The organism is Edaphosphingomonas haloaromaticamans (assembly GCF_001853345.1).
Classification (GTDB): Bacteria; Pseudomonadota; Alphaproteobacteria; order Sphingomonadales; family Sphingomonadaceae; genus Sphingomonas_E; species Sphingomonas_E fennica.
Genome location: NZ_MIPT01000001.1, coordinates 1236289 through 1261985 on the forward strand (window position 1 = coordinate 1236289; position 25697 = coordinate 1261985).

A 25697-nucleotide genomic window follows, 5' to 3' on the forward strand; every position below is an offset into this window, starting at 1 on the left:
CGCCCGGCCGGCGAGGGCGGACGGTTGCGCGGATCGCTGGATGGGCGGGGGAGGAAGGGCCTGGCATCAGTGGATTATGCCGTGCCGGCCGCGCGTAGGACAGGGGCTGTATCAAGAGACTGTGTCAAAGGCGGTGCCGAACAGCACCGGGCTTGCGGCCGTGAGAGCCGCAAGGAGGCGAATGGGGAGCCTGACCGGCGGATATGCCGCGATGCAGCAAGACCGGCCGGACTTCAGGCTCCCCCGTTCAGCCCAGCGCGTAGGTTACGCGCTCCGCACGGGCACGGCGAAGGGCGGCGCCCATCAGGCCGAAGCCGGCGATCATGAGTGCCCAGCTGGCCGGTTCGGGCACGATCGGGACGTTGGTGATATCGCGGCGGTAGAGGAAGAAATCGCCGAAGGCGAAGCCGCCCGCGCCGGATGCGACGGAGATGGTGAAGTTGGTGATACCGGGGCCGTTCCAGCCGAAGAATTTGGCGCCGGAATTGCCCTGGATGAGCTGGTTCACGACCGTGCCGTCGCTGGTGGTGATGGTGAAGAGGAAGTTGGAAAAGACGTTCGGTTCCAGGAAGAAGCCGAAGCCGTCGACCGCATCGGCCAGCGTGGCCGTGACCGAGCTGGTGCCCAGATTACGCAGGACATCGCCGGTATAGCCGCCGGACCAGGTGGCCCAGCCATTGCCGATCGCGGCGACCGAGACGGCATGGTTGAAGTTGAGCGTGACGCCGCCATCCAGCGTGACGGAGGAAAGGCTGGTGCCGGTGGCGCCATATTCCGTGTCCTCCAGCCAGGGGCCGGCGAGCGACTTCCAGGTATCGAGATCGGTGGTGACGGGGACAGCAGCGAAGGCGGCGCTGCTGATGATGGTACCGGTAAGCAACGTAGCGGCGGTCAGGACTTTACGCATGGTAAATCCCCTGTGTCTGAGCCAAACGACAGAACAACAATGCGACCTGTTATGCGGCTGCGGACCCGGCAACAGCACTTTCCGGCTGCTCCGCTGCACTGCAAAATATGAACGAAAAGTTAACCTTTTGTCAATGCAGATAAGGGGCGCCCGATTGTCCCATCCGGGTATCGCGGATTTCAGCCCAGCAGCAGGTGAGCGGCAAAGCCCGCCGCAAATCCGGCTGCAATAACAAAAAGGTAGCGCCAGGGCGGGCTGATGCGGACCACCTCCACCTCGGCCAGCGGGGGCAAGGGCGGGGCGCCGCCTTCCGCCGGGAAGCGTGCCTCGATTCGGCGGATCAGATCCGGGATGCGGGCGAGGGTGCGGACGTCCGCGCCGATTCGATCGGCGATCGCGGCCTCGGGGCCGAGTTCGGACCGCAGCCATTCCCTTACGAAGGGAGCGGCCGTTTCCCACATGTTGATATCGGGATCGAGCGCGGTGGCGACGCCTTCGACCATCACCATCGTCTTTTGCAGCAGCAGCAGGTGCGGCTGGGTCTGCATGTCGAAATCGCGGGTGATGGCGAACAGCCCGTCCAGCATCTGGCCGACGGACAGCTCCTTCACCGGCCGGCCGCGCATCGGCTCGCCCACGGCGCGCAGCGCGGTGGCGAATTCGGCGACATTGTGGTGGGCGGGCACATATTGCGCCTCGAAATGAATCTCCGCCACGCGCCGGTAATTTCCGGTGATGAGGCCGTAGATGATCTCCGCCAGCCACAGCCGCGCGCGCCGGTCGATCCGGCCCATGATGCCGAAATCGATCGCCGCGATCCGCCCGTCCGGCAGCACGAACAGATTGCCCTGGTGGAGATCGGCGTGGAAGAAGCCCTCGGCGATCGCCTGGCGGAGGAAGGCGCGGACGAGGTTGCCGGCGATCACGCCCGGATCATGGCCGGCGGCGACCAGCGCATCGCGATCGGAAAGCTTGAGCCCGTCGACCCATTCGAGCGTGAGGACCTTGCCCGACGTGCGCTGCCAATCGATCGCGGGGACGACGAAGGCGGGTTCCGCCTCCATGCCTTCGGCCAGCTCGGAGGCGGATGCCGCCTCGCGCCGGAGATCGAGCTCGCGCGCGGTCCAGCGCTTGAAGGTCGCGATGACCAGGCGGGGACGCAGCCGGGCCAGCTCGCCGCCCATCGCCTCGGCCTGGGCGGCGGCCCATTCATAGGTATCGATGGCCTTGGCGAATTCGCGCTCCACGCCGGGCCGGAGCACCTTGACGGCGACTTCGCGCCCCTCGGTGGTGACGGCGCGATGAACCTGCGCGATCGAGGCGGCGCCCACCGGCACCGGATCGATCGACGCGAAAAGCTGGTCGATCGGGCCGTGGAAGGATTGTTCGATCTGATCGCGGATCTGATCGAAGGGCAAGGGCGGCAGCGCATCCTGCAGGCGCAGCAGATCGTTGGCGGCTTCCTCCCCCACCAGATCGGGGCGGGTGGCGAGGCTCTGGCCCAGCTTGATCGCCGCCGGGCCGATCGCCTGGAAGGCATCGGCATAAGCGGGCACCTTGGGCAGGCGCGCGCCGATGCGCAGGATGCGAGCGATCCGACGTGCTGGCGGCGGCGTAAGCGGATCGCGCTCTATGCCCAGCAAGGCGCCGTGACGCGCAAGGGTTCGGCCCCACTTCAGCAGGCGGGCAGTATGGACAATGAAGTGGGTCAAATCTTCCAGCCGCTGTGGATGGCGACGAGGCCGCCGAGAATCGGCTCGACATTCGTGCGGACGAAGCCCGCCTCGGCGATCATCCGCTCGAAGCTGGGCATGTCCGGGAAGCGGCGGATCGATTCGATCAGGTAGCGATAGCTGTCCTCGTCATTGGCCAGCAGCTTGCCCAGCTTCGGCACCAGGCGATGCGAATAGGCATCATAGGCTTCGGCGAAGCCCGGCCACTGGTTGGTCGAGAATTCGAGGCAGAAAAAGCGGCCGCCGCGCTTCAGCACGCGATGCGCCTCGCGGAGCGCGGCCGGGATATCGGTGACGTTCCGGATGCCGAAGGCGATGGTATAGGCATCGAACTCGCGATCGCCGAAGCTCAGCGTCTCGGCATTCTGTTCCGCCCAGATCAGGCCGTGGATGCCGCGCTTCTTCGCGCGCTCCATCCCCACTTCCAGCATGGCGGGGTTGATATCGGCCACCGTGACCTGCGCGCCGGAGCGGGCATGGCGGAAGGCGATGTCGCCGGTGCCGCCGGCCATGTCGAGGATCGCCTCGCCCGCACGCGGCTTCACCCGGCGGACGAAGCGGTCCTTCCACAGGCGATGCATGCCGCCCGACATCGCGTCGTTCATCAGATCGTAACGCGAGGCGACGTTGCGGAAGACGGCGCCGACGCGCTCGGTCTTCTCCTCGGGGCTGACGTCCGAATAGCCGAAGGATACGGTTTCCATGGACCCGGCCTCTACAAGGGTTGCCCCGCGAGGTCACGGGCCATATCGCAACAATATCATGCCCGAGCTTCCCGAAGTCGAAACCACCGTCCGCGGCCTTCGTGGCCCGCTGGAGGGCCACAGGCTGGTGACCGTGGAGCCGCGCCGGCCCGACCTGCGCCGCCCGATCCCGCCGGACCTGCGCCAGCGGCTGACCGGCGCCACCGTCACCGGGCTGGGCCGGCGCGCGAAATACGGGCTGATCGAGACGGATCGCGGCGACACGCTGATCTTCCACCTCGGCATGTCGGGAAGCTGGCGGATCGACCCGGATGCGATCGGCAAGCACGATCATCTGGTGATCGAGACGGAAGCCGGGCGCAGGCTGACGCTGAACGATCCGCGCCGCTTCGGTTCGCTCGATCTGGTGGCGACGGAGGCGGTGGGCGATTTCCCCGCCTTCCTGGCGCTGGGGCCGGAGCCGCTGGGGCCGGGGCTGACCGCCACCCATCTGCGCGACGCCTTCGACGGGCGGATCGCGCCGGTGAAGGCGCTGCTGCTGGACCAGCGGATCGTGGCGGGGCTGGGCAACATCTATGTGTGCGAGGCGCTCCACATCGCCGGGATCGCGCCCGCCACGCCGGCGGGGCGAATCACGCGGGCGAGGCTGGGGTGGCTGGTGGAGGCGATTCGCGCCGTGCTGACGGCGGCGATCGAGGCGGGAGGCTCCTCGCTCAAGGATTATGTGCAGCCCAATGGCGAACTGGGCTATTTTGCCAGCCAGTGGCGCGTCTATGGCCGCGAGGGCGAGGCCTGCACCTGCGGCGCCACCATCGCGCGGCGCGTGGATGGCGGCCGATCCACCTTCTTCTGCCCGGCCTGCCAGGCGTGAAGGTTGACGAATGCCGCCAGACGTGTATGAAGCCGGCCTTCCCGGCGCGGGATCGCTCCTTGCGCCGCATCCCTTTTTGATCTGTTGAGGACGACATGGCGAACACGCCGCAGGCAAAGAAGCGCATCCGCCGGAACGAACGCCGGGCCGAGATCAACGGCGCGCGCGTGAGCCGCATCCGCACCTTCATCAAGAAGGTGGAGCTTGCGCTCTCGACGGGCGACAAGGCTGCCGCGAGCGCCGCGCTCGCCGCCGCCCAGCCGGAGCTGGCCCGTGGCGTCTCCAAGGGCGTGCTCCACAAGAATACCGCGTCGCGCAAGTTCGCGCGCCTGACGAAGCGGGTCGCCGCGCTCGGCTGACCGATCGTTACTGCCACGTTAAAGGCCCGCCGGGGATGATGCCCCGGCGGGCCTTTTCGTTTCTTTTCCATGACAATCGCGAATTCTAGGAATCTCCACGATTCGTCCTGTGTGACGTTTTCGGGAATTGCATTTTTATGACCTAAATTCAGCGGTTTGCGCGGCGGGCACGCAAAAGCCCGGCTTTTGCTGTCAAGCGCCATTATTTCTTTTTTGTTGCATCCGGGGGCCTTGATCCGAGGCCGATCGCCTTTCACAAAGACGGTCCGCGCCGGCGAATCTCCGGCCTGTGCGGATTGCGGTAACGACGGGAACATGCGGTGATCGCGGGGGCGATTGCGCAGAGGGGGCGTTTTGTCTCTCGTGTCCCGGCGCGCCCGTGGGGAGGCCAACTGAAGGGACCGACGTGACATCAGCCGCTTCGTTTCTTTCCACGCCGGACGAATCAGGCGCCGGGGCCATCGATCAGGCCCCTTCGCCCTTCGAGGCCGCGTGGGAGGCGATTCGCGCAAGCCTGCGCAAATCCTGCGGCGCCCGCACCTTCGACGGGTGGCTGAAGCCGGTGACGCTCGTCGAGTTCGATTCGGACGAGGCCACCGTGCGTCTGGCGGCGCCTTCCGATTTCATGGCCAATTGGGTCGAGACGCATTTCGCCGAGCAGCTGCTGCAGGCCTGGCGGGCGATGCTGCCGCAGGTTTCCAAGGTAGCGATCAGCGCCGATGGCGGCCGGCCGGCGCTGTTCACGATTCCCGGCGACGAGGCGGAGGCCGCGGCCCAGCCCGGGGCCGAGCCGCCCGTGGCCGCGCCCGTGGCGCAGGCGCCGGTGGAGCACGGCTTCGAGGCGCGTTACAGCTTCGATTCGTTCGTGGTCGGCAAGGCCAACGAGGTCGCCTACAACGCCGCCCGCACGGTGGCCGAGGGCGGGGTGCTGGGTTTCAACCCGCTCTTCCTCCATGGCGGCACCGGCCTCGGCAAGACGCACCTGATGCATGCGATCGGCCAGGAATTCCTGGCCCGCCAGCCGGGCGCGCGGATCATCTACATGTCCGCCGAGAAGTTCATGTACGAGTTCGTGGCCGCGATGCGCGCCAAGGACACGCACAGCTTCAAGGCCCGCCTGCGCGCGGCCGACGTGCTGATGATCGACGACGTGCAGTTCATCGCCGGCAAGGAATCGACCCAGGAAGAATTCTTCCACACGATGAACGAGATCATCTCGGCCGGCCGGCGGCTCGTCATCACCGCCGATCGCAGCCCGCAGGACCTGGAAGGGATCGAAAGCCGCATCCTTTCCCGCCTGTCCTGGGGGTTGGTGGCGGACGTGAACCCCGCCGATTTCGAGCTGCGGCTGAACATCATCGTCAAGAAGCTGGAGGCGATGCCCCAGGCCAAGGTGCCCGAGGATGTCGTGCTGTTCCTGGCGCGGCGCATCAGCACCAACGTCCGCGAGCTGGAAGGCGCGCTCAACCGCGTCGTCGCCTATTCGCTGCTGTCGGGCCGGCCGATCGACATGGAGTTCACGCAGGAGACGCTGGCGGACATGCTGCGCGCCACCCAGCGGCGGATCACCATCGACGAGATCCAGCGCCGGGTGTGCGAGCATTATCGCATCAAGCAATCCGAAATGGCGTCATCCCGCCGCGCGCGCGAGGTGGCCCGCCCCCGGCAGATCGCCATGTATCTGGCCAAGCAGCTCACGCCGCGCTCGCTGCCCGAGATCGGCCGCCGCTTCGGCGGGCGGGACCATACGACCGTGATCCACGCGGTGAAGCAGATCGAGAAATTGCGCCAGACCGATGCCGNGCTGGACGCCGACGTGCGCCTGCTGATGCGCCAGCTGGAAGGCTGATCCTTCCGCAAGGCACCGGGCCCAAGCTCAAGACCATGAAAAAGGCCCCGCCGATGGATCGGACGGGGCCTTTTTCATGGTCTGTGGCCGGATCAGTCCTTCTTGGGCGGCGGGATGGTGATGCGCACCTCCTCGCCCGAGCGGCCCGGGAAGTTGGTGAACATCGCCTGCACCAGATTCGGCACCAGCGTGGGCAGGCTATCGGTGGTCGAGCGCGCCTTGGCCTTGCCCTCGAACAGCCGCTGGCCGTTCTGGCCGCTGATCGTCATGTCGAGATAGCTGGTATAGAAGGTGTAGCTCGACACGTCCGGATAGGCCCAGGGATCATACCAGAAGGGATCGTTCCAGCCATAATAGAAGGAAGAGCGGTAGCCCCAGCGGCCATAGGGCCGGCCCCAGCCGCCATAGCCGGCGCCGAAGCCAGGACGGGTGACGACCTTCTGCTGGCCGTTGTCGACGCCGTAATCGAGCGTGACGGTAAGGGTGGCATTCGCCCCCTCGCGCGCGGGCACATAGCCCTGGGAAACGAGCTGCTGGGCGACGAGATCGGCATATTGGCCGAATTCCAGGCCGCCTTCGTTGCGGGGATCGGCCGGCCGGATCGTGAAGCTCTGGCCCTGCGGGGCCGGCATCGCCTGGAAGCGGGCGACATCCGCCTTGAACGGGGTGGCGCAGCCCGAAAGCGCCAGCAGCGCCGCTGCCGGCACGGCGAGGGTGAATATCCGTCTAGATAAGGACATGGCTGGCGACCTCGCAGGGCAAAGGGTTGTAACCCCGGAATATAACAACGCCGATGTATCGCATAGTAGGGCTGAACATGCGTTGAACATCGACGGATGCGAAATGAAAAATCGGCAATGATCCGAAGGCGCAATCGGGTGGAAGGCACGGCCATCGCGCCCAACGGGGGGGCTGGGCGCTCTCAGGGGGATAATGCCCGTGCCTTCCGATCCTTATGACGGAGTCGTTCCGCCTCCGCCTTGGCGGAAAATGCCTATTTCGATCCTACCAGCGCAGGCCCATCGCGCGGTAGGTGGCGTCGAGCGTGGAGGCGGCCGCCTCCCGGGCGCGGGCGGCGCCGAGGCCGAGCAGCCGATCGAGCTCGGCAGGATCGGCGCGCAGCGCATCGAGCCGGGCCTTCACCGGGCGCAGCGACTCGGCCACAAGCTCCGCCAGCGCGGGCTTGAACGCGCCGAAGCCCTGGCCGGCGAAGCGGGCGAGCACCTGCTCCACGCTCTCATCCGAAAGCGCGGCGTAGATGCCCACCAGGTTGCGGGCCTCCGGCCGGCCGGCCAGCTCCTCCGCCGAGGCGGGCAGGGGTTCCGGGTCGGTCTTGGCCTTGCGGATCTTCTGCACGATCAGGTCGGCATCGTCGGTCAGGTTGATGCGGCTCATGTCCGAAGGATCGGACTTGGACATCTTCGCCGTGCCGTCGCGCAAGGACATGATGCGGGCGGCCGCCGGCGGGATGATCGGTTCGGGGAGGGTGAACAGCTCCACCTCGAAATCGGTGTTGAACTTGGTCGCGACGTCGCGCGCCAGCTCCAGATGCTGCTTCTGGTCCTCGCCCACGGGGACGTGGGTGGCCTGGTAGAGCAGCACGTCCGCCGCCTGGAGCACCGGATAGGCATAAAGGCCGACCGAGGCGCCCTCGCGATTCTTGCCCGATTTCTCCTTGAACTGGGTCATCCGGTTCAGCCAGCCGATCCGCGCCGTGCCGTTCAGCAGCCAGCACAGTTCGGCATGGGCGGGCACGTCCGCCTGGCTGAACAGGGTGGAGCGCGCCGGATCGATGCCGGCGGCGATCAGCGCGGCCGCCATCTCGCGGATGTTGGCGCGCAGCTGGGCGGGATCATGATGCACGGTGATCGCGTGCAGCGAGGCGAGGAAGAACAGGCATTCGTCGCCCTGGCCCAGGCCATCCTGCATGCGCACCCAGTTGCGGATCGCCCCCAGATAATTGCCGAGATGGAGGTTGCCGGTGGGCTGGATGCCCGAGACGATGCGCATCATGCTTCCTTCTTCCTGCGGCGGCGGGTGAGCAGCCGGATTGCTTCCTTGTCCATGCCGCCGAACAGCCAGGCGGCGCCGAAATAGACGATCCCGCCGATGCCCACGAGGGCCATGACCGAGATCATCCGCTTGCCCACGGAGCCGGCGAACCAGTCCGCGAACGCCATGCGCAGGGCCCAGAGGACGGCGGCCATCACCAGGCCCGCGGCGATCTGGCGGGCGATGCGCCCCCAGAGCCAGCCTTCGATGCGGAAATGGCCGCGCGCGCGCAATATCGCATAGAGCATCAGGCAATTGAGCCAGGAGCAGGCGGCGATCGCGAAGGCGAGGCCGTAGATGCCGAACAGCGGGATCAGGGCGAAGTTGAGGACGATATTGGCGATCAGCACGATCGCGGCCGTCTTCACCGGCGTCTTCGTATCCTCCCGCGCATAGAAGCCGGGGGTGATGACCTTGACCAGCACATAGGCCGGCAGGCCGGCGACGATGATGGCGAGCACATTGCCCGTCACCATCGCATCATGCGCGGTGAACTTGCCGCCCTGGAACAGCGCCGCGCAGAGCGGGCCGGCCACGACCGCCAGCGCCAGCGCGGCCGGCAGGCATAGCAGCATCGAAAGCTCGACCGCCTGGCCCTGGACCTTGGCGGCCTCGTCCGGCTCGCCCCTGGCGATGAAGCGGCTGATCTGGGGCAGGATGGCGGTGCCGAGCGCGGTGCCGATCACCGACAGCGGGAGCTGGTTCAGCCTGTCCGAATAATTGAGGAACGACATCGATCCTTCGGGCAGCCGGGTGGCGAAGAAGGTGTCGATGAGCTGGCTGATCTGGTAGACGCCCGCGCCCAGCGTGGCCGGGATCACCACCACGAAGAATTGCCGCACGCCGGGGGTGATCCGCGGGCGGCGCAGGCGCAGCGAGATGCCCGCCCGCCGCGCGCCGTTCCACAGCAGGGCGAGCTGGAGCACGCCGCCGACGGTGACGCCGATCGCCAGCGCATAGGCCGTCTTCACTCCGCCCGCCGGCACCAGGATCAGCGCGCCCAGCATCGCGACGTTGAGCAGCGCGGGCGCGAAGGCGGCGGCGGCGAACTTCGTCAGCGAATTGAGCACGCCCGAAAAGAGCGAGACGAGGCTGATCAGCAGCAGATANGGGAAGGTGATCCGCGTCAGCGATACGGTGAGCGCGAACTTGGCGGGTTCGTCCGCATAGCCCGAGGCGATCGCCCACACGAAGGCCGGCATCGCGATTTCGAAGACGAGGGTGAAGAGGAAGAGGGTGGGCAGGAACACCGCCAGCACCTCTTCCGAGAATTTGCGCGCATCCTCGATCCCGCCCTGCCCGTGCAGCCGCTGGCTGAACAGGGGCACGAAGCCCGCCGAGAAGGCGCCTTCGCCGAACAGGCGGCGGAAGGTGTTGGGCAGGCGGAAGGCGACCAGGAAGGCATCGGCGGCGCCCGATGCCCCCATGATGCGCGACATCAGCATTTCGCGCGCGAAGCCGAAGATGCGGCTGATCATCGTCAGCCCGCCGATCGTGCCGATCGCCCTGGTAAGGTTCATGCGCGCAAGCCGATCCTGTTCATGGTCGCAAGCCTCGGGGCCGGCCGGCGGGCCGGCCCGGAAGGGACGGGGCCGGAAGCGCCGGCCCCGCGAACATCAGGCCTGGCCGGCCGGTTCGCCGGTGCCCAGCGCCTGCGCCTGGGCCTGCTGCTGAAGATAGAGCGCGCCGAAATCGATCGGCTCCAGCATCAGCGGCGGGAAATTGCCGTCGCGCACCGCATCGGCCAGCACGCGCCGGGCGAAGGGGAAGAGCAGGCGGGGCGCTTCGGCCAGCAGGAAGCCCTGGAGCTGGTCCTGCGGCACGTTGCGGATGCCGAACAGGCCGGCGAACAGCAGATCCGCCTTGAAGGCGACGCCCTGATCGGCGGCGGCGGTGACATCGATCTTCAGCGCCACTTCGTGCACGTCCTCGCCCAGCGTATCGGCGCGGATGTTGAACTGCACGTCGATCTGCGGCTGGCCCTGCCACTGATACACGGCCGGCGCGTTCGGATTCTCGAAAGACAGATCCTTCACATATTGGGCGATCAACGCCACCTGGGGCAGGTTGTCCTCGCCGTTGGCGAGCGTTTCGCCCATGTTCGCGATGCCTTCTTCTTCGGCCATCCGGATATGCCTTTTAATTGGGTGGAATGCGCCGCGCGACTAGCAGGCGGGGCGCGGGAGGGCAATGGCGCGCGCGGCGGACCGATGGCGGGACCGCGCCACCGAAAGCGCCATTTGAAACATGCGCGCCATATCCCTATGTAGCAACGGACAAGCGTAGCGGAGGTCCGGTGGAAACGATCATTATCCTGGCGTTGGTGTTCGTCTTCGTCGCGATGAGGCTCTACAGCGTCCTCGGTCGCCGCACGGGGCATGAACAGCCGATCGCCAAGCCGGTCGAAGCCCAGCCGAAGCCGGCCCCCATCGCGCGTTCCAGCAGCGACATGCCTTCGCAGCCCGTATCGGCCGAACCCGCGATCGACCCTCGCGCCAACGAGGGCATCCGGGCGATCGTCTCCGCCGATCCGAACTTCGACGTGACGTCCTTCCTGAACGGCGCGCAGGCGGCCTATCGCATGATCCTCGAAGCCTTCTGGAAGGGCGATACCGAGGAACTGGCCCGCTTCGTCGACGATGGCGTGCGCGAGGATTTCGCCGAGGCAATCCGCCAGCGCGAGGAAGCCGGCGAGGTGCTGGACAACCGCCTGATCTCGATCGAGCGCGCCGTGATCGAGCGCGCCCGCCTCGACGGCCAGATGGCGAGTGTGACGGTGCGCTTCGACGCGGACATCGCCGCCGTCACCCACGACCGCGAGGGCAATGTGATCGCCGGATCGCTTTCGGATGCGGTGCCCACGCATGACGTGTGGACGTTCAGTCGCCATGTCCGGGCCGACGATCCCAACTGGATCCTGATCGAAACCGACGAGGCGGCGTGACCCGCCTCGCATTAGGGGGCGCGCTGGCCGCGGCGCTGGCGCTGGCCGGCTGCGTGAGCCCGCAGGGGCCGCCCGCGCCCGTTTCCCGCCCGACCACGCCCACCGCCCCGCCGGCGGCCGGCGCGCCGGTTTCGAGCCCGCCGCTCGGACCCGTGCGGGGGCCGCGCGTGACCCTGCCGCCCGCGCCCGCNCCGCTGGCCGCGCCGCCGGCGGGCGCCACCGCCCAGCAGCAGGGCGTCCGGCCGGGTCCGTCGGTGACGGCGCTCGGGATAAGCGACGCCGAGGCGCGATCCGCGCTGGCGGCGTTCCGCATCTCCTGCCGATCGCTCGTCCGCCGCACCGACAATAGCGGGCTGACCAGGGGAGCGGACTGGCAGCCGGCCTGCGACGCGGCGGCGAGCTGGCGGGATGGTGACGCGATCAATTTCTTCCCGCGTTATTTCGAGACCGCGATCGTCGGCGAAGGCAAGGCCTTCGCCACCGGCTATTACGAGCCCGAGATCAAGGGATCGCGCACGCGGCGCACCGGCTATGAGGTGCCGATCTATGGCCGGCCGGACGATCTGATCGAGGTCGACCTCGGCCTGTTCGCCGACGACCTCAAGGGCCGCCGGATTCGCGGCCAGGCCAAGGACGGCAAGCTGATCCGCTATCCCGATCGCGCCGCGATCGTGGGCGGGGCCATCGACGGCAGGGCGCCGGTGATCGCCTGGGCGGCGGACCCGATCGAATTCTTCTTCCTCCAGGTGCAGGGCTCCGGCCTCATCGACCTGCCCGATGGCGGGCGGATGCGCGTGGGCTACGACACGCAGAACGGCCGCGAATATACCGGGATCGGCGCGTTCATGCGTGATCGCGGCCTGCTGCAGCCGGGCCAGTCCTCCATGCAGGGGATCATGGCCACGCTGCGCGCCATGCCCGATGGCGGCGCCAGCATCATGAACGAAAACAAGAGCTTCGTTTTCTTCCGCGAGCTGTTCGGCCCCGGCCCGCTGGGGGCGCTGGGCCTGCCGGTGACGGGGCGGACCACGGTGGCGGCCGACCCCGCCTTCGTGCCGCTGGGAGCGCCGGTGTTCCTCGCGCTCGATCGGGTGGAGGCGACCGGGCTGTGGGTGGCGCAGGATACGGGCGGCGCGATCAAGGGCGCCAACCGGTTCGACACCTTCTGGGGCGCGGGCGAGGATGCCCGCCGTATCGCGGGCGGCATGTCCGGCCGGGGCAATGCCTGGCTGCTGCTGCCCAAGGGGAGCGTCGCCCGGCTGAACGCCGCGACCGTGACCGGCAATGGCGGGCCGGCGCCTCGACGCTGAGGAGCGCGCGCTCTGGCGCAAGGTGACGGCGACGGTGCGTCCGCTCCACCCGGAGCGGCCGGCGCCGGCCGAACCCGCCGCCGGATCGCCGCCCCCGGCCCCACCGCCCAAGCCGCTGCCGAAATCCAGGCAGGGCAGGGTCCCGCCGCCGCCACCGCCATCCCCGCGCGCGTCTGCCGCCGCCGAGCCTGCCGACACGCTGGACGGCGGGTGGGATAGGCGGCTGCGGCGGGGGATCGTGGCGCCCGATCGCACCATCGACCTCCATGGCCATACGCTGGCCGGTGCCCATGCCGCCCTGGAGGCTGCGCTTGCCAGTGCGATCGCCGCCGACGCCCGGGTGCTGCTGGTGGTGACGGGCCGGGCGCCCCGGCCGGGCGCGCCGGGGCGGGGGCTGATCCGCGCCGCGATCGACGACTGGCTCGGCGCCTCGGGCTGGTCCTCGCGCATCGCCGCCGTCCGTGCCGCGCATCCCCGCCATGGCGGTGCGGGCGCGCTCTATGTGGTGCTGCGCCGCCGCCGCTGACCCCGCCACAACCGCCAGAAAAATCGTAAAATATGGTGCCCCGTTACAATTCATGGAGCATTCGTTAACGGATTCTGCTCCACAAGCCTGCTTTGCCCGGCGGTCGGGCGCTGGGGGAAGGGGCACGCATCGGCGCGATGGAGGGACTATCGCTCAAAAGCCGGGCCGTCGCCTTCGCCTTGTCCGCCGGTGCCGTGGTCTTCATCCTGGCGTTGTTCGCCGGAACCAGCGGATCGGTAAGCCAGCGGGAAATCGTGGGCGCGCTGCTGGTCGCCATCGTCTGCGGGGCGATGAGCTGGGCATCGGCCGAGCGCGCCATCGCCGGCGTGGCGGAAGGGGTGGACGTGTTGGCGCTGCGCATCCGCGCGGCGGCCGAGGGCGACCTGATATCGCCCACCCCGGAACGCGTGCGCGAAACGCTGCCCGAACTGGCCGAGGCGATGGACCGGCTGTTCGGCCAGGTGCGCGCCAATTTCGACAGCGTCCACGCGCTCGCCATGTTCGATCCTGTGACCCAGCTCGCCAATCGCGTGAATTTCCGGCGCATGGCCGAACAGCTTCTCGCGCGGCGCGCGCCGGGGCAGATCGCGGCGCTGCTGTTCATCGACCTCGATCGCTTCAAGTTCGTGAACGACAGCATGGGCCATGCCTGCGGCGACGAGGTGCTGGCGATGGTCGGCGGCCGCCTGCACCAGGTCGCGGCGCGGGCGAGGCAGGACATGGATGCCCACGGTGCGGATGCACCGGCGATCGGCCGGCTGGCGGGGGACGAGTTCACGCTGCTTTTCCCGATGGTGCGCGACGCGGGGCATGCCGAACGCCTGGCGCGGCGCGCGCTGCACGTGCTGTCCGAACCGTTCGTGGTGGCCGGGCAGGCGGTGGATGTCGGCGCCTCGATCGGGCTGGCGATCGCCCCCGATCACGGCACCGATCTCGTCAGCCTGATGCGGGCGGCGGATATCGCCATGTATCATGCCAAGGCGCAGGGACGCCGGCAGGTGCAGCGATTCAACATGGTGCTGAACGACGCGGCCGAGGAACGGCTGCGGCTGGAACGCGACCTGCGCCGCGCGATCGAGGGGGGCGAGTTCGAGCTGGCCTTCCAGCCGCAGATGCGCATGTCCGGCGAGGTGGTGGCGGTCGAGGGGCTGCTGCGCTGGCGCCACCCCGAGGACGGCCTGCAGATGCCCGGCCGCTTCATCCAGGCGGCCGAGGATGGCGGGCTGATCCGCGAGATCGGCGACTGGGTGCTGGATCGGGCGCTGAAATCGCTGGCGGGCTGGCGCGGGGCCGGGCTGGGCCAGCGCATCGCCATCAACATCAGCCCGCGCCAGATGGCGCAGCCGGGCTTTTTCGACAGGCTACGTTCGCTGATCGCCGAAAGCGGCGCCCCGGCCGAAGGGCTGGAGATAGAGATCACCGAGACGCTGGCAATGCAGGGCAGCGATGCGGTGCTGGCCGGCCTGCGCGATCTGCGCGCCGACGGCGTGGCGATCGCCATCGACGATTTCGGCACCGGCTATTCGAACCTCGCCCGGCTGAAGGACATGCCGATCGACCGGGTGAAGCTGGATCGCACCCTGATCCGCGACATCGCCGATTCGGCGGACGCGCGGACGCTGGTGCATTCGGTGGTCGCGCTGGTCCACGGCCTGGGTTTCCAGGCGGTGGCCGAAGGCGTGGAGAATCAGGGGCAGATGGACGTGCTGCGCGCCATAGGCTGCGATGCGGTGCAGGGCTATGCCGTCGCCCGGCCGATGGACGAGGCCGCCTTCCTCGCCTGGCTGGCCGGGCGGCGGGACGGCGGGCCGTTCCGGGCCATGGCCTAGGCGGCGCGGAAAGCCGTATTCGCATCGGCGCCGATGGGGCCGGCGCCGGGGCTTTCCGGTGGTGGCCTTTCCCTCTCGTCATTCCCGCCTTCGCAGGAATGACGGAAAAGGGGGGCGAGTTCAGCCGATCAGGGCAATACCTGCGATTCCGAGCATGCGACGGGCGATGGCGGTGCCCGGCGATCAACCTTGCAGCGCGTGAGTGATGATGTCCGCGTAGATATCCGTCAGCGCGTGGAGGTCCGCCACGGCGACCGCTTCGTCCAGCTTGTGCATGGTGGCGTTGCACAGGCCGAATTCCACCACGGGGCAGAGGCGGGAGAGAAAGCGGGCGTCGGATGTGCCGCCGCTGGTGGAAAGCTCCGCCTCCAGGCCCGTCGCGCGGTGGATCGCATCGGTGACGAGGGTGGAAAGCCGGCCCGGCTCGGTGAGGAAGGCCTCGCCCGAGATCCTGGCCTCCACCGTGCCGCGCGGCGCGTGGCGGGCGACGACCTGCCGCACATGCTCCACCAGATCGGCGCCGCGATGCGCATCGTTAAAGCGGATGTTGAGGCGGGCGCGGGCGACGCCGGGGATGATGTTGGTCGCCGGATTGCCGATCGCGATATCGGTGATTTCCAGATTGGAGGGCTGGAACCAGCGGTTGCCGGTGTCGAGCGTCCAGCCATCCAGCTCGTTCAGGATACGGATCAGGCGGGGGGCGGGGTTATCGGCGAGATGGGGATAGGCGACATGGCCCTGCGTGCCCGGCACCTCGATCCACATGTTCACCGATCCGCGCCGGCCGATCTTGATGGTATCGCCCAGGCGGTGGGCGGATGTCGGCTCACCCACCAGGCATAGGTCGGGGCGGATGCCGCGCTCCTCCATCCACGCCATCAGCGCCAGCGTGCCGTGGGTTGCGGGGCCTTCCTCGTCGCCGGTGATGATGAGGCTCAGCGTGCCCTGATGATCGGGGATGCGCGCGGCGGCGGCGATGAAGGCGGCGACGGCGCCCTTCATGTCCACCGCGCCGCGCCCGTGGAGCAGATCGCCCCGGATGACGGGGGTGAAGGGATCGGTCCCCCAGCCGGGGCCGGCGGGAACCACGTCGCTATGGCCGGCGAAGGCGAAATGCGGGCCGCCCTGGCCGCGCGTGGCGAAAAGGTTGCGCACCGGCCCGTCGGGCGTATCGCCCGCCCAGAAGCTGTGGACGGTGAAGCCGATCGCCTCCAGCGCCTCGGCGATCACGTCGATCGCGCCCGCATCCTCGGGCGTGACGCTGGGGCAGGCGATGAGGCGGCTGGCAAGGGCGACGGGATCGATCATGATCGTTCGCCTAGCGGCAAGCTACGGCTTTGCCTATCCTCCCCCGATCATGCCGAAGATCGATCTTGCCGCCATCCCGGCCACCAACCGCACCGGATATCCCGAGCCCTATGCGCGGGACGTGGCCGGGCGATGGTATCGCCGGCTGGGCATCGCGGCGGGGCTGGGCGATTTCGGCGTCACCCATGTCCGGCTTGATCCGGGGGCATGGTCCAGCCAGCGCCACTGGCATGAGGGGGAGGACGAGTTCGTCGTGATCCTTTCGGGCGAGGCGGTGCTCGTCGAGGAAGGGCGCCGCACGCCGATGCGGGCCGGGGATTGCGCCGCCTTCCCCAAGGGGCAGGCCGATGGCCATCATCTGATCAACGAGGGCGACGCGCCCTGCCTGCTCGTCGCGATCGGCCGGGCTTCGCAAACGGACTGCCATTATCCCGATATCGACCTGCACCTCGACGGTGCGACGCAGAGCTATCGCCACAGGGACGGGCGCCCCTGGTGAAGGCGGGCGCGCGAACGAAGCTTCAGAGGACCGGCAGCTCGAACTTCTCGATCACCCAGGGTTCGGCATAGGCGCCTTCCAGCCAGGCGGTGACGAAGGGATGTTCCAGCACCGCCTCCATATAGGGGTGGGCGAAGCGGGGGACCGGGATCGAATAGGTGATGAAGCGGGTGATGACCGGCGCGAACATGATGTCGACCGCGCCGAACTCGCCGAACAGGAAGGGGCCGGTGCCGCCGTAGCGGGCGCGGGCCTCCGCCCAGAGCTGGACGATGCGCATCACATCCTGGACGGTGCCTTCGCTCAGCTCGCGCGGGGGGAAGCGCTTGCGGACATTCATCGAATGTTCGCGGCGCAGGCTGGCGAAGCTGGAATGCATCTCCGCCGCCATCGACCGGGCCATGGCGCGGGCGCCGTCATCCGCGGGCCAGAAACGATCGCGGCCGACCTTTTCCGCCAGATATTCGATGATGGCCAGGCTGTCCCACACCACGACATCGCCGTCCCACAGGATCGGCACCTTGCCGGAGGAGGGGGCGAATTCGTCGCCTTCGCGGCGCTTGTCCCAATCGTCGTCATAAAGGGGGACGACGATCTCCTCGAAATCCAGGCCCGACTGCCTGACGGCGAGCCAGCCGCGCATGGACCAGGAGGAATAAGCCTTGTTGCCGATGAAGAGCTTGAGCATTCCGATTCCGTCGTTTCCCGCGAAGGTCGCCCCCTCCCTGCGGCATCGGGCGCCGAAAGGGAAGGGCGGGCGGGCCGGCCGGTTGTGCCGGCAGGTCGACGGGTGATCGCGCCGGGGCGCTTGCGTGGCGCCGGCGCGTTGCTTTTCCGCCCTTCCCGCCCGCGCGGGCGCGGCGCGCCTTCATGGGAAAGGGCGCAAAGCCCTTAGAGAACGGCCTCCAGCACGGCGGCGCGCAGTTCGGCGATGCCGAGCCCGGTTTCACTGGAGGTGGCTAGGATTTCCGGGTGGGCGGCGACATGGGTGCGGGCCTCCGCCGCCGTCCGTTCGGTGACGGCGGTGAGCTCGGTTGCCTTGACCTTGTCCGCCTTGGTGAGGACGAGGCGGTAGGAGACGGCGGCCTCGTCCAGCATCTTCATCACCTCGCGATCGACATCCTTGATGCCGTGGCGGCTGTCGATCAGCACCAGCGCGCGCTTGAGCACCGCGCGGCCGCGCAGATAATCGTTCACCAGGAAACGCCACTTGCGGACGATATCCTTGGGCGCCTTGGCGAAGCCATAGCCCGGCATGTCGACGAGGCGGAGGCGGAGCGGCTCGCCCACGTCGAAGAAGTTGAGTTCCTGCGTGCGGCCCGGCGTGTTGGACGTGCGCGCCAGCCCGTTGCGGTTGGTGAGCGCGTTCAGCAGCGAGGACTTGCCCACGTTCGACCGGCCGGCGAACGCCACTTCCGGCGCCGCCGGATCCGGCAGGAACTGGAGCGACGGCGCCGATTTGAGGAAGGCGATCGGCCCGGCGAAGAGCCGGCGCGCATCCTCGATCAGCTGGGCGGCCGCTTCCTCGGTTCCGGGCGTGGGGCCGGCCGCGCCGTTCATGCCTTGCCCGCCTGCGCGCGCAGCGTGGGATGGCGGCTGTAGAGCCACTTCTGCTGCGCGATGGTGAGCAGGTTCGAGACCGTCCAGTAGAGCTGCAGGCCGGCCGCGAACGGCGCCATGATGAACATGAAGATCCACGGCATGATCGAGAAGACCTGCTGCTGCACCGGATCGGTGGCGGTGGGGTTCAGCTTGAACTGCAGCCACATGGTGATGCCCAGCAGGATCGGCAGCACGCCGATCGCCAGGAAGCCCGGCGGCGTGAAATCGAGCAGGCCGAACAGGTTGAGCGGCGTCATCGGATCGGGCGCGGACAGATCCTTGATCCAGGCGACGAAGGGCTGGTGCCGCATTTCGATCGTCAGCATCAGCACCTTGTAGAGCGCGTAGAAGATCGGGATCTGCAGCAGGATCGGCAGGCAGCCCGCGAGCGGATTGACCTTCTCCTTCTGGTAGAGGGCCAGCAGCTCCTGCTGCAGCTTCTGCTTGTCGTCCTTATGCTTTTCCTGAAGCTCCTTCATCTTCGGCTGGACGGCGCGCATCGCCGCCATCGAGGCGAACTGCTTCTGCGCGATCGGGAACATCAGCCCGCGCACGATGCAGGTGAGCAGGATGATCGCCACGCCGAAATTGCCGACCAGCTTGAACAGCCAGTCCAGCACGTTGAAGATCGGCTTTTCGAACCAGATGAACCAGCCCCAGTCGATCGCCCGATCGAAATTGGCGAAGCCCTGATTCTTCTTATAGGCATCGAGGACGGTGACTTCCTTGGCGCCCGCGAAGAAGTGCGAGGTGGAACGCGCCACCCGGTTCTGCGGCACGATCACCGGCGCGGCCGAGAAATCGGCCTGGTAGCGATCGCCTTCGCCCTTGCGGAAGTTCGCGTCGATCGTCTTCGCCGGATCGGGGATGATCGTGGTCAGCCAATATTTGTCGGTGAAGCCCAGCCAGCCGCCCTTGCTGGAGAAGCTGTTGGTGCCGGCCTTCGCGGTGGTGCCGCCGATGCGGGCGAAGAAGCCCGGTTCCTGCCCGTCGAGATTGGCAAAGTTCACGTCGTAGTTGGTGGCGCCGTTGAAGGTGCCGATCGGCCCGGTATGCGCCGTCCAGGTCGACGGGTCCTTGCTGTGGCCGGTGCGGCTGACCAGCGACCAGGGCCGGACCGAGATGGCGTTGCCGGAAAGGTTGGCGACGCTCTGTTCGATGGTGAACAGGTAATTTTCGTCCACGGAGAGCTTGATGGTGAAGAGCTGGCCCTGATCGTTGCGCCAGGTGAGCGTGACCGGCTTGCCGGGGGCGAGCAGGCTGTCCTGCGTCTGCCACAGCGTCTGGTCGTTGGGCGTCGTCACGCCGTCGCCGGCGAAGCCGAAGGCGGCGAAGTAGGCATCGGCCGTGCCGCTGGGCGAAAGCAGGCGGACGGGCGGCGAATCCTTGGCGATCGTCTCGCGATAGGTGGCGAGCACGAGATCGTCGATGCGGGCGCCCCTGAGGTTGATCGAACCCCGGAGGCGCGGCGTATCGATGGCGATGCGCGGGCTATCCTTCAGCACCACTTCGCGCGCGCGGATGGCGGCAGGCGCATCGGCGGCGGGCGTCGCGCCCGGAGCGGGGAGCGGCACCGACTTGCCCTTCACGATCTTCGTCGCCGGCGGATTGGCCGGCGGGAAGAAATGATTTGCCACGATCGGCCAGCCGAACAGCACCAGCAGCGACAATACGCATGCCAGCACCACGTTGCGCCAATTCTCCACGGATCAAGCTCCCGAATTCAAGGTACTGGATCGATGCCCGATCCCCCCCAGGGGTGGCATCTCAGGATTCGTCTGGCGGCCAGCCAGCCGCCCTTCAGCGCCCCATAGCGCTGGATGGCCTCGATAGCATAGGCCGAACATGACGGATGATAGCGGCACGATGGCGGCAGCACCGCCGAAGGCCCCCATTGCCAGGCGCGCGCCACGAGGATGAGGAGGCGGGCGATCATCGGCGCCCGCCCGATCGCGGCGGCCGCGGCGCGGCCGGGGATGCGGCGCCCGAACGGACCCTGGCGAGCGCCTTGGCCAGTTCGCGGCGGAGATCGGCGAAGGGGCGTTCGATGCCGCCGGCCCGGCCGATCAGGACATGATCGGCGCCCGGCACGCCTTCCGACGGCAGCAATTCCGCCGCAAGCGCGCGAAAGCGCCGTTTCATCCGGTTGCGGATGACGGCGCCGCCGATCTTCTTGGTGACGGTGTAGCCGACGCGAATCGCTTCCGATCCGTCGCCGCGCGGGCGCACCAGCAGGACGAAACCCGGCATGGGCGCCCGAAGGCCGCCATTCGCGGCCAGGAAATCGGCGCGCCGGCTGAGCGTGGTCAGTCCGGCGCCGCCCTTCGGCCCGTTCAGGCCGAAAGCGTCTTGCGGCCGCGGGCGCGGCGCGCCGCCAGGACCTTGCGCCCGCCCGGCGTCGCCGAACGCGAGCGGAAGCCGTGACGACGCTTGCGCACAAGGCGGCTCGGCTGGAAGGTGCGCTTCATCGGTCATTCCCTATCGATCAGAAACCAAAAGGGCCGCCCATGGGACGGCCGCTGTCGGTGGCGCGGATATAAGGGGCGGCCGGGAAAGTCAATCCATATCGGCGGCGGACGGGCCGTTCGCCGCCCTGAGCTTGGCCCTCGCCTTGGCGATCTTGTCGCGCCGGCGCGCGCTCTTGCGGCGCAGCCCCCAGTCCGCCCAGGCGCCATGTTTCGGCCAGCGCCGCTTGAAGGCGACATAGCGCTTCTTGGCCCAGAGCGAGTTGCGCAGCATCAGCCCGAGGCCCAGCGCGAAGACCAATATGCCCCCCGGCCCCGGCAGCAGGCCGACGACGGGCGCCAGCGCCACGAGCACGCAGCCCAGCGCGAAGAGGCCGATTCGGACATGCTCGTTACGGCCGAGCGCCTTCCACCAGCGGACGATATCCATGGGGAAAAGATGGGGTGCGCCGATGGCGGCCACAAGGCGGCGAACGCCGATGATCGACGGAAAGCCGGCAGATGCCGACAAACCGCCGGCGAATCGGGAGGGAGCGGCGGGCGGCTCGACTCGCATGGCGGGGCGTGCTTAGAACAGGCGGGGAACATCGGGGCAGGGGGGCTCTTCCGCATGGTGGCGCACGTCGCGACGGTGGCGTTTCTGGGTCTGGAGGCGCGCGCCGTGGAGGTGCAGGTGCAGGTTGCGCCGGGCGTTCCGGCCTTCGTCGTGGTGGGGCTGCCCGACAAGGCGGTGGCCGAAAGCCGCGAACGGGTGCGCGCAGCACTCGCCGCGATCGGGCTGGCCCTGCCGCCGCGCCGGATAACCGTGAACCTTTCGCCGGCCGATCTGCCCAAGGAGGGATCGCATTACGACCTGCCGATCGCGCTGGGCCTGCTGGGCGCGATGGGGGTGATCGATGCCGAGACGCTGGTTTCCTATCTGGTGGTGGGCGAACTGGGGCTGGACGGGCGGGTGGCGCCTTCGCCCGGCGTGCTGCTGGCGGCGATCCATGCCTCTTCGCACGGGCTGGGGCTGATATGCCCGGCGGCGCAGGGGCCGGAGGCGGCCTGGGCGGGGACGATCGAGGTGCTGGGCGCGCCGGACCTGATCGCGCTGCTCAACCATTTCAAGGGCAGCCTGCCATTGGCCGCGCCGGAGCCGGGCATGATGGAGGAGCCGGCCGGCGGGCCGGACCTTGCGCAGGTGAAGGGGCAGGAAACCGCCAAGCGCGCGCTGGAGATCGCGGCGGCCGGCGGCCATAATCTGCTGATGAGCGGCCCGCCCGGATCGGGCAAGTCGCTGATGGCCGCCTGCCTGCCGGGGATATTGCCCGAGCTGACCCCCGCCGAGGCGCTGGAGGTATCGATGGTGGCGAGCGTGGCCGGCGAGCTGCGCGAGGGCCGGCTGGTCCGGCGGCGGCCCTATCGCAACCCGCATCACTCCGCATCGATGGCCGCGCTGGTCGGGGGCGGCCTGCGGGTGCGGCCGGGCGAGGTGAGCCTGGCGCATCTGGGCGTGCTGTTCCTCGACGAGCTGCCGGAATTCCAGCGCGGGGTGCTCGATTCGCTGCGCCAGCCCCTGGAGACCGGCACCGTATCGGTGGTGCGGGCCAATGCGCATGTGACCTTTCCGGCGCGCGTGCAGCTGGTGGCGGCGATGAACCCGTGCCGCTGCGGGCATCTGGGCGACGCCGCGCTCGCCTGCGCCCGCGCGCCGCGCTGCGCCGCCGACTATCAGGCCAAGCTGTCCGGGCCGCTGATCGACCGCATCGACCTGCATGTGGAGGTGGCGGCGGTGAGCGCCGCCGATCTGGTGCTGCCGCCGCCCGCCGAAGGATCGGCCGAGGTGGCGGCGCGCGTGGCCGCCGCCCGCGCGATCCAGACGGTGCGCTACGAAGGCCATGGCGTCCGCACCAATGCCGAGGCGGACGGCGCGCTGCTCGATCGCGTGGCGACCCCCGACGAGGCTGGCCGCAAGCTGCTGACGCAGGCCGCCGAGGCGATGCGGATGTCCGCGCGCGGATACCACCGGGTGCTCAGGGTAGCCCGGACCGTGGCGGATCTTGCCGGCAGCGACGGGGTGGGGCGGGTGCATGTGGCCGAGGCGCTGGGCTATCGGCGCAGGCCGCCAACGAATTGAACGGCGCTCACGATGTCAGCTCGCACGCCCGGACAGGCGGGAGCCGCAGGCCGGCATTGCTGACCAAGGGCACAATTGGCGCGATTGAGCCGATAACGCTCGATACAATGGCTTCCCACCTGATGGGTGGGGGGCGAATGACCGCTTTCCATCGTTGCGGGTGCCGTCCGTCGTGCCCCTGAACTGATCCACGGTCCATCTCGCCCGTCGGGCTTCGCTTGCGCGCGCATCCATGCCGCCGCGCCGCCGGCCGTTGCCGATGAGCGAGGAAGGTTTGCGGAAATCCCAGCCTGGGTTAGCCTGCGCCTGCCTGCGGGGAAACGATCAGAGGATGCGGGCGAACAGGAGGATTCCCATGGAATGGATGCTGCTGCCGTTGAAGCGTTATGCCCAGTTTTCCGGCCGGGCGCGCCGGAAGGAATATTGGATGTTCGTGCTGCTGCTGGTGATCGTCTATTTCGTGGCGATGGCGCTGGATACCGCGCTGGGGCTGGGCGGATCGATGACCCGTTATGCCGATACGGCGCCGGGCGCGGCATCGGTGGGCTTCTATTCCAATGGCGGGGTGCTGACGATCATCTCGATGCTGGCGCTGTTCCTCCCATCGCTCGCGGTGGCGGTGCGGCGGCTGCACGATATCGACAAGTCCGGCTGGTGGGTGCTGATCGGCATCGTGCCGCTGATCGGCAGCATCGTGCTGATCGTCTTCTACTGCCTGGACGGCACCAAAGGCCCCAACCGCTTCGGCCCGGACCCCAAGGACCAGACGCCCGAGGAACTGGCGCAGCGGTTCAGCTGAGTTGATCGCGGGGGCGGTGCCAGTTGGAAAATGCGCTTGGGCGCATTTTCGGCGCGGCGCCGGCCCGCTCCCCCACCCGGCCACCCATAGGATGCTGCCGTAGGATGTCCGGGGTGGGGAGTGGGCGGCCCCGTGATCCGGCAAAGCCGGGTTTCCCGAGGCTTCAGCCCCGCGTCAGCGCGTCAATCGCGCCCTGGAGAATGTAGGCCGCCGCCATCTTGTCGACCAGCTCCGCCCGGCGGGCGCGGCTGGCGTCTGCCTCCAGCAGGGTGCGGGTGACGGCGGCGGTGGACCAGCGTTCGTCCCACAGCAGGACAGGCAGGCCCAGCGGCTCCAGATTGCGGACGAAGGCGCGGACGGACTGGGTGCGCGGGCTATCGCTGCCGTCCATGTTGAGCGGCAGGCCGACCACCAGCCCGCGCACCCCCTGCGCCTTGCAGAAATCGCGCAGGCGGGCGAGATCGACCGTGAACTTGCGCCGTTCGATCAGCTCGGCGGGGCTGGCGATGGTCCACATCGCATCGCAGAGCGCGACGCCGATCGTCTTGGTGCCGACGTCCAGCCCCGCCAGCCGGCCGCCTTCGGGCAGCGCTTCGCGGAAATCGAGGATGCTCTGGCTGATCATCGGATGGGGCGTCACCGGCCCAGGAAGGTGCGGGCGCGGGCCTCGGCATCGGCGCGGATGTTCGCCCAGAACAGCGCATAATCGAAGACGTGGAAATTGCCGCCGGGCAGCACATAGCCCGAATAGCCTTCCGGCGCCGCGCCGATCAGCAGGAAGCCGGAGGCGTCGCAGCGGGCGGGGACGAGGGCGGGCTTCAGCTCCGCGCCCTTCAGCTCGGCATCGGGAACGAGCGCGCCGCGATTGGCGCCGGGCAGCGCCGCCGTGCCGGGCGCGCCGGTCAGCGGGTTGACGCACAGCATCGGCGTGCCCTTGCGCGGGGCGCCGGTGAGGCCTGGCGTCGCATCATAGACGGCCTGGACGCTGTGCGTGTCGGCGGGCTCGGCATAGCTCTGCCACGAAAGCACGCAGCCGGCCTGGCCGGGGCCGGTGCAGCCGGGCAGGCCCATGGCGGGGATGTCGGCCGTCTCCGAGACCGGCCAGCCGATGACATAGGCGGCGACGATGCGCTTCGCGACCGGCTTGCCGGCCACCTTTTCCGCCATCAGCCGCATCAGGTGGAGCGAGCCCTGGCTGTGCCCGGCCAGCAGGATCGGCCGCGAGGCCGGGATCTGGGCGAGGAAGGCATCGAAGGCGCGCGCGACATCGCGATAGGCGAAATCGATCGCGGCGGCGGCATCGGCATTGCCGGCAAGGAAGGCACCCAGCGTCGCCTGCCGGTAGCGCGGCGCCCAGACCGCGCCCATGCCGTTGAAGGCGCTGGCCTGCGAGGAGGCGAAGAGGCCGAGCCGCTGATTGGCATCGGCATCGTCGAGCGGGGCGTTCCAGCGATCCCGTTTCATGTAGCTGGTCGGCGGGACGTAGAAGACCGCGACTTCCGGCCGCGCCGCGCGGGCGATGCCGGCCACGGTGAAGCGCGACGGATCGTCCGGCAGATCGGGGCGCGCCAGCCAGGCGGACGCGGCGGCATAATCGGGCGCGCCGGCATCGGACGGCGCGGTGAAGGGCACCGACGGCACGAAGGCCGTGCGCATCAGCCGATCCTGGAAGATGTTCCAGCCGAAAGCGGCCGCCAAAGTCAGCACGATCAACCCCGCGATTACATAGAGAAAGCGTCTCGCCGGCAATGTCGGGGCTCCTGTTGTGCAGTGCAACATGAAAGATTGCACCTGCTGCGTGCGTAGCCGGCAATCGGCGGC

Annotated in this window: 27 protein-coding genes; 10 read left to right on the top strand and 17 right to left on the bottom strand. The window is 68.4% G+C overall.

Annotation, left to right across the window (positions count from 1 at the left end; all coding sequences use genetic code 11):
* Nucleotides 1-247 precede the first annotated feature (247 nt).
* From BHE75_RS05820 to BHE75_RS05830, 3 genes are all read right to left on the bottom strand, one after another.
* The gene (locus BHE75_RS05820; RefSeq protein ID WP_015459749.1) at nt 248-907 is read right to left on the bottom strand and encodes a PEPxxWA-CTERM sorting domain-containing protein; all 660 of its coding nucleotides are present in this window, start codon (nt 905-907) and stop codon (nt 248-250) included.
* A 179-nt stretch (nt 908-1086) separates the two neighbouring features.
* A complete protein-coding gene (gene ubiB, locus BHE75_RS05825) occupies nt 1087-2619 on the bottom strand; it encodes a 2-polyprenylphenol 6-hydroxylase (RefSeq protein ID WP_015459750.1) in 1533 nt (510 codons plus the stop codon).
* Entirely contained in the window at nt 2616-3344 is a 729-nt protein-coding gene (locus BHE75_RS05830; RefSeq protein ID WP_015459751.1) for a class I SAM-dependent methyltransferase, read from the bottom strand. The genes ubiB and BHE75_RS05830 overlap by 4 nt, the downstream gene beginning before the upstream one ends.
* Nucleotides 3345-3402: 58 nt before the next feature.
* Here BHE75_RS05830 and mutM point away from each other — a divergent pair, with 58 nt between their 5' ends.
* The 3 genes from mutM to dnaA all read left to right on the top strand — a co-directional run bounded on the left by mutM (nt 3403) and on the right by dnaA (nt 6423).
* Entirely contained in the window at nt 3403-4215 is an 813-nt protein-coding gene (mutM, locus tag BHE75_RS05835) for a bifunctional DNA-formamidopyrimidine glycosylase/DNA-(apurinic or apyrimidinic site) lyase (RefSeq protein WP_070933052.1), read from the top strand.
* Nucleotides 4216-4310: 95 nt separating this feature from the next.
* The gene (rpsT, locus tag BHE75_RS05840) at nt 4311-4574 is read left to right on the top strand and encodes a 30S ribosomal protein S20 (RefSeq protein WP_015459753.1); all 264 of its coding nucleotides are present in this window, start codon (nt 4311-4313) and stop codon (nt 4572-4574) included.
* 460 nt (nt 4575-5034) lie between these two features.
* Nucleotides 5035-6423: a chromosomal replication initiator protein DnaA gene (gene dnaA, locus BHE75_RS05845; RefSeq protein WP_070935537.1), complete on the top strand. Its 1389-nt coding sequence runs from the start codon at nt 5035-5037 to the stop codon at nt 6421-6423.
* Between the two features lie 92 nt (nt 6424-6515).
* Here dnaA and BHE75_RS05850 read toward each other — a convergent pair whose 3' ends face one another.
* From BHE75_RS05850 to secB, 4 genes are all read right to left on the bottom strand, one after another.
* Entirely contained in the window at nt 6516-7163 is a 648-nt protein-coding gene (locus tag BHE75_RS05850) for a DUF4136 domain-containing protein (RefSeq protein ID WP_041864954.1), read from the bottom strand.
* Nucleotides 7164-7428: 265 nt separating this feature from the next.
* Nucleotides 7429-8433, bottom strand: a complete 1005-nt coding sequence (gene trpS / locus BHE75_RS05855) for a tryptophan--tRNA ligase (RefSeq protein ID WP_015459756.1) — start codon at nt 8431-8433, stop codon at nt 7429-7431.
* Nucleotides 8433-9995 (bottom strand): murein biosynthesis integral membrane protein MurJ, encoded by a 1563-nt coding sequence (gene murJ, locus BHE75_RS05860; RefSeq protein WP_015459757.1) that lies wholly within the window; start codon nt 9993-9995, stop codon nt 8433-8435. The genes trpS and murJ overlap by 1 nt, the downstream gene beginning before the upstream one ends.
* A gap of 96 nt (nt 9996-10091) precedes the next feature.
* Nucleotides 10092-10601 (bottom strand): protein-export chaperone SecB, encoded by a 510-nt coding sequence (gene secB / locus BHE75_RS05865; protein ID WP_015459758.1) that lies wholly within the window; start codon nt 10599-10601, stop codon nt 10092-10094.
* 170 nt (nt 10602-10771) lie between these two features.
* On the opposite strand from secB, the gene BHE75_RS05870 reads away from it, so the two are divergent.
* The 4 genes from BHE75_RS05870 to BHE75_RS05885 all read left to right on the top strand — a co-directional run bounded on the left by BHE75_RS05870 (nt 10772) and on the right by BHE75_RS05885 (nt 15084).
* Nucleotides 10772-11419: a Tim44/TimA family putative adaptor protein gene (locus BHE75_RS05870; RefSeq protein WP_015459759.1), complete on the top strand. Its 648-nt coding sequence runs from the start codon at nt 10772-10774 to the stop codon at nt 11417-11419.
* Nucleotides 11416-12729, top strand: coding sequence for a murein transglycosylase A (gene mltA, locus BHE75_RS05875; RefSeq protein WP_070933054.1), 1314 nt, complete (start codon nt 11416-11418; stop codon nt 12727-12729). Before BHE75_RS05870 ends, mltA begins: the two co-directional genes overlap by 4 nt.
* Nucleotides 12704-13255, top strand: coding sequence for a Smr/MutS family protein (locus BHE75_RS05880; protein WP_070933056.1), 552 nt, complete (start codon nt 12704-12706; stop codon nt 13253-13255). Before mltA ends, BHE75_RS05880 begins: the two co-directional genes overlap by 26 nt.
* 137 nt (nt 13256-13392) lie before the next feature.
* Nucleotides 13393-15084, top strand: coding sequence for a putative bifunctional diguanylate cyclase/phosphodiesterase (locus BHE75_RS05885; RefSeq protein ID WP_070933058.1), 1692 nt, complete (start codon nt 13393-13395; stop codon nt 15082-15084).
* A gap of 183 nt (nt 15085-15267) precedes the next feature.
* On the opposite strand, the gene dapE is transcribed toward BHE75_RS05885, so the two are convergent.
* Nucleotides 15268-16392 (bottom strand): succinyl-diaminopimelate desuccinylase, encoded by a 1125-nt coding sequence (gene dapE / locus BHE75_RS05890; RefSeq protein WP_070933060.1) that lies wholly within the window; start codon nt 16390-16392, stop codon nt 15268-15270.
* Between the two features lie 49 nt (nt 16393-16441).
* Between dapE and BHE75_RS05895 the strand changes: the two genes are divergently transcribed.
* The gene (locus BHE75_RS05895; protein WP_070935539.1) at nt 16442-16891 is read left to right on the top strand and encodes a cupin domain-containing protein; all 450 of its coding nucleotides are present in this window, start codon (nt 16442-16444) and stop codon (nt 16889-16891) included.
* Nucleotides 16892-16913: 22 nt separating this feature from the next.
* On the opposite strand, the gene BHE75_RS05900 is transcribed toward BHE75_RS05895, so the two are convergent.
* The 7 genes from BHE75_RS05900 to BHE75_RS05925 all read right to left on the bottom strand — a co-directional run bounded on the left by BHE75_RS05900 (nt 16914) and on the right by BHE75_RS05925 (nt 21469).
* Nucleotides 16914-17579 (bottom strand): glutathione S-transferase family protein, encoded by a 666-nt coding sequence (locus tag BHE75_RS05900; protein ID WP_015459765.1) that lies wholly within the window; start codon nt 17577-17579, stop codon nt 16914-16916.
* A 203-nt stretch (nt 17580-17782) separates the two neighbouring features.
* Nucleotides 17783-18451: a ribosome biogenesis GTP-binding protein YihA/YsxC gene (yihA, locus tag BHE75_RS05905; protein ID WP_070933062.1), complete on the bottom strand. Its 669-nt coding sequence runs from the start codon at nt 18449-18451 to the stop codon at nt 17783-17785.
* Nucleotides 18448-20199, bottom strand: coding sequence for a membrane protein insertase YidC (yidC, locus tag BHE75_RS05910; RefSeq protein ID WP_070933064.1), 1752 nt, complete (start codon nt 20197-20199; stop codon nt 18448-18450). Before yidC ends, yihA begins: the two co-directional genes overlap by 4 nt.
* A 17-nt stretch (nt 20200-20216) precedes the next feature.
* On the bottom strand, nt 20217-20429 hold the full coding sequence (gene yidD / locus BHE75_RS23095; protein ID WP_015459768.1) for a membrane protein insertion efficiency factor YidD: 213 nt from the start codon (nt 20427-20429) through the stop codon (nt 20217-20219).
* A complete protein-coding gene (gene rnpA, locus BHE75_RS05915; protein ID WP_051128848.1) occupies nt 20426-20830 on the bottom strand; it encodes a ribonuclease P protein component in 405 nt (134 codons plus the stop codon). Before rnpA ends, yidD begins: the two co-directional genes overlap by 4 nt.
* Nucleotides 20827-20961 carry a 50S ribosomal protein L34 gene (gene rpmH, locus BHE75_RS05920; protein ID WP_015459770.1) on the bottom strand — a complete coding sequence of 45 codons (135 nt, stop codon included), beginning with the start codon at nt 20959-20961 and terminating at the stop codon, nt 20827-20829. The genes rnpA and rpmH overlap by 4 nt, the downstream gene beginning before the upstream one ends.
* 88 nt (nt 20962-21049) lie before the next feature.
* A complete protein-coding gene (locus tag BHE75_RS05925) occupies nt 21050-21469 on the bottom strand; it encodes a hypothetical protein (protein WP_254684368.1) in 420 nt (139 codons plus the stop codon).
* Between the two features lie 99 nt (nt 21470-21568).
* On the opposite strand from BHE75_RS05925, the gene BHE75_RS05930 reads away from it, so the two are divergent.
* Both BHE75_RS05930 and BHE75_RS05935 read left to right on the top strand, forming a co-directional pair.
* Nucleotides 21569-23077: a YifB family Mg chelatase-like AAA ATPase gene (locus BHE75_RS05930; protein WP_070933066.1), complete on the top strand. Its 1509-nt coding sequence runs from the start codon at nt 21569-21571 to the stop codon at nt 23075-23077.
* Nucleotides 23078-23432: 355 nt separating this feature from the next.
* The gene (locus BHE75_RS05935) at nt 23433-23876 is read left to right on the top strand and encodes a DUF805 domain-containing protein (RefSeq protein ID WP_015459773.1); all 444 of its coding nucleotides are present in this window, start codon (nt 23433-23435) and stop codon (nt 23874-23876) included.
* Nucleotides 23877-24039: 163 nt separating this feature from the next.
* On the opposite strand, the gene ruvX is transcribed toward BHE75_RS05935, so the two are convergent.
* Nucleotides 24040-24501 (bottom strand): Holliday junction resolvase RuvX, encoded by a 462-nt coding sequence (ruvX, locus tag BHE75_RS05940; protein WP_015459774.1) that lies wholly within the window; start codon nt 24499-24501, stop codon nt 24040-24042.
* An 11-nt stretch (nt 24502-24512) separates the two neighbouring features.
* Entirely contained in the window at nt 24513-25655 is a 1143-nt protein-coding gene (locus BHE75_RS05945) for a DUF3089 domain-containing protein (RefSeq protein WP_191225152.1), read from the bottom strand.
* Nucleotides 25656-25697: the final 42 nt, after the last annotated feature.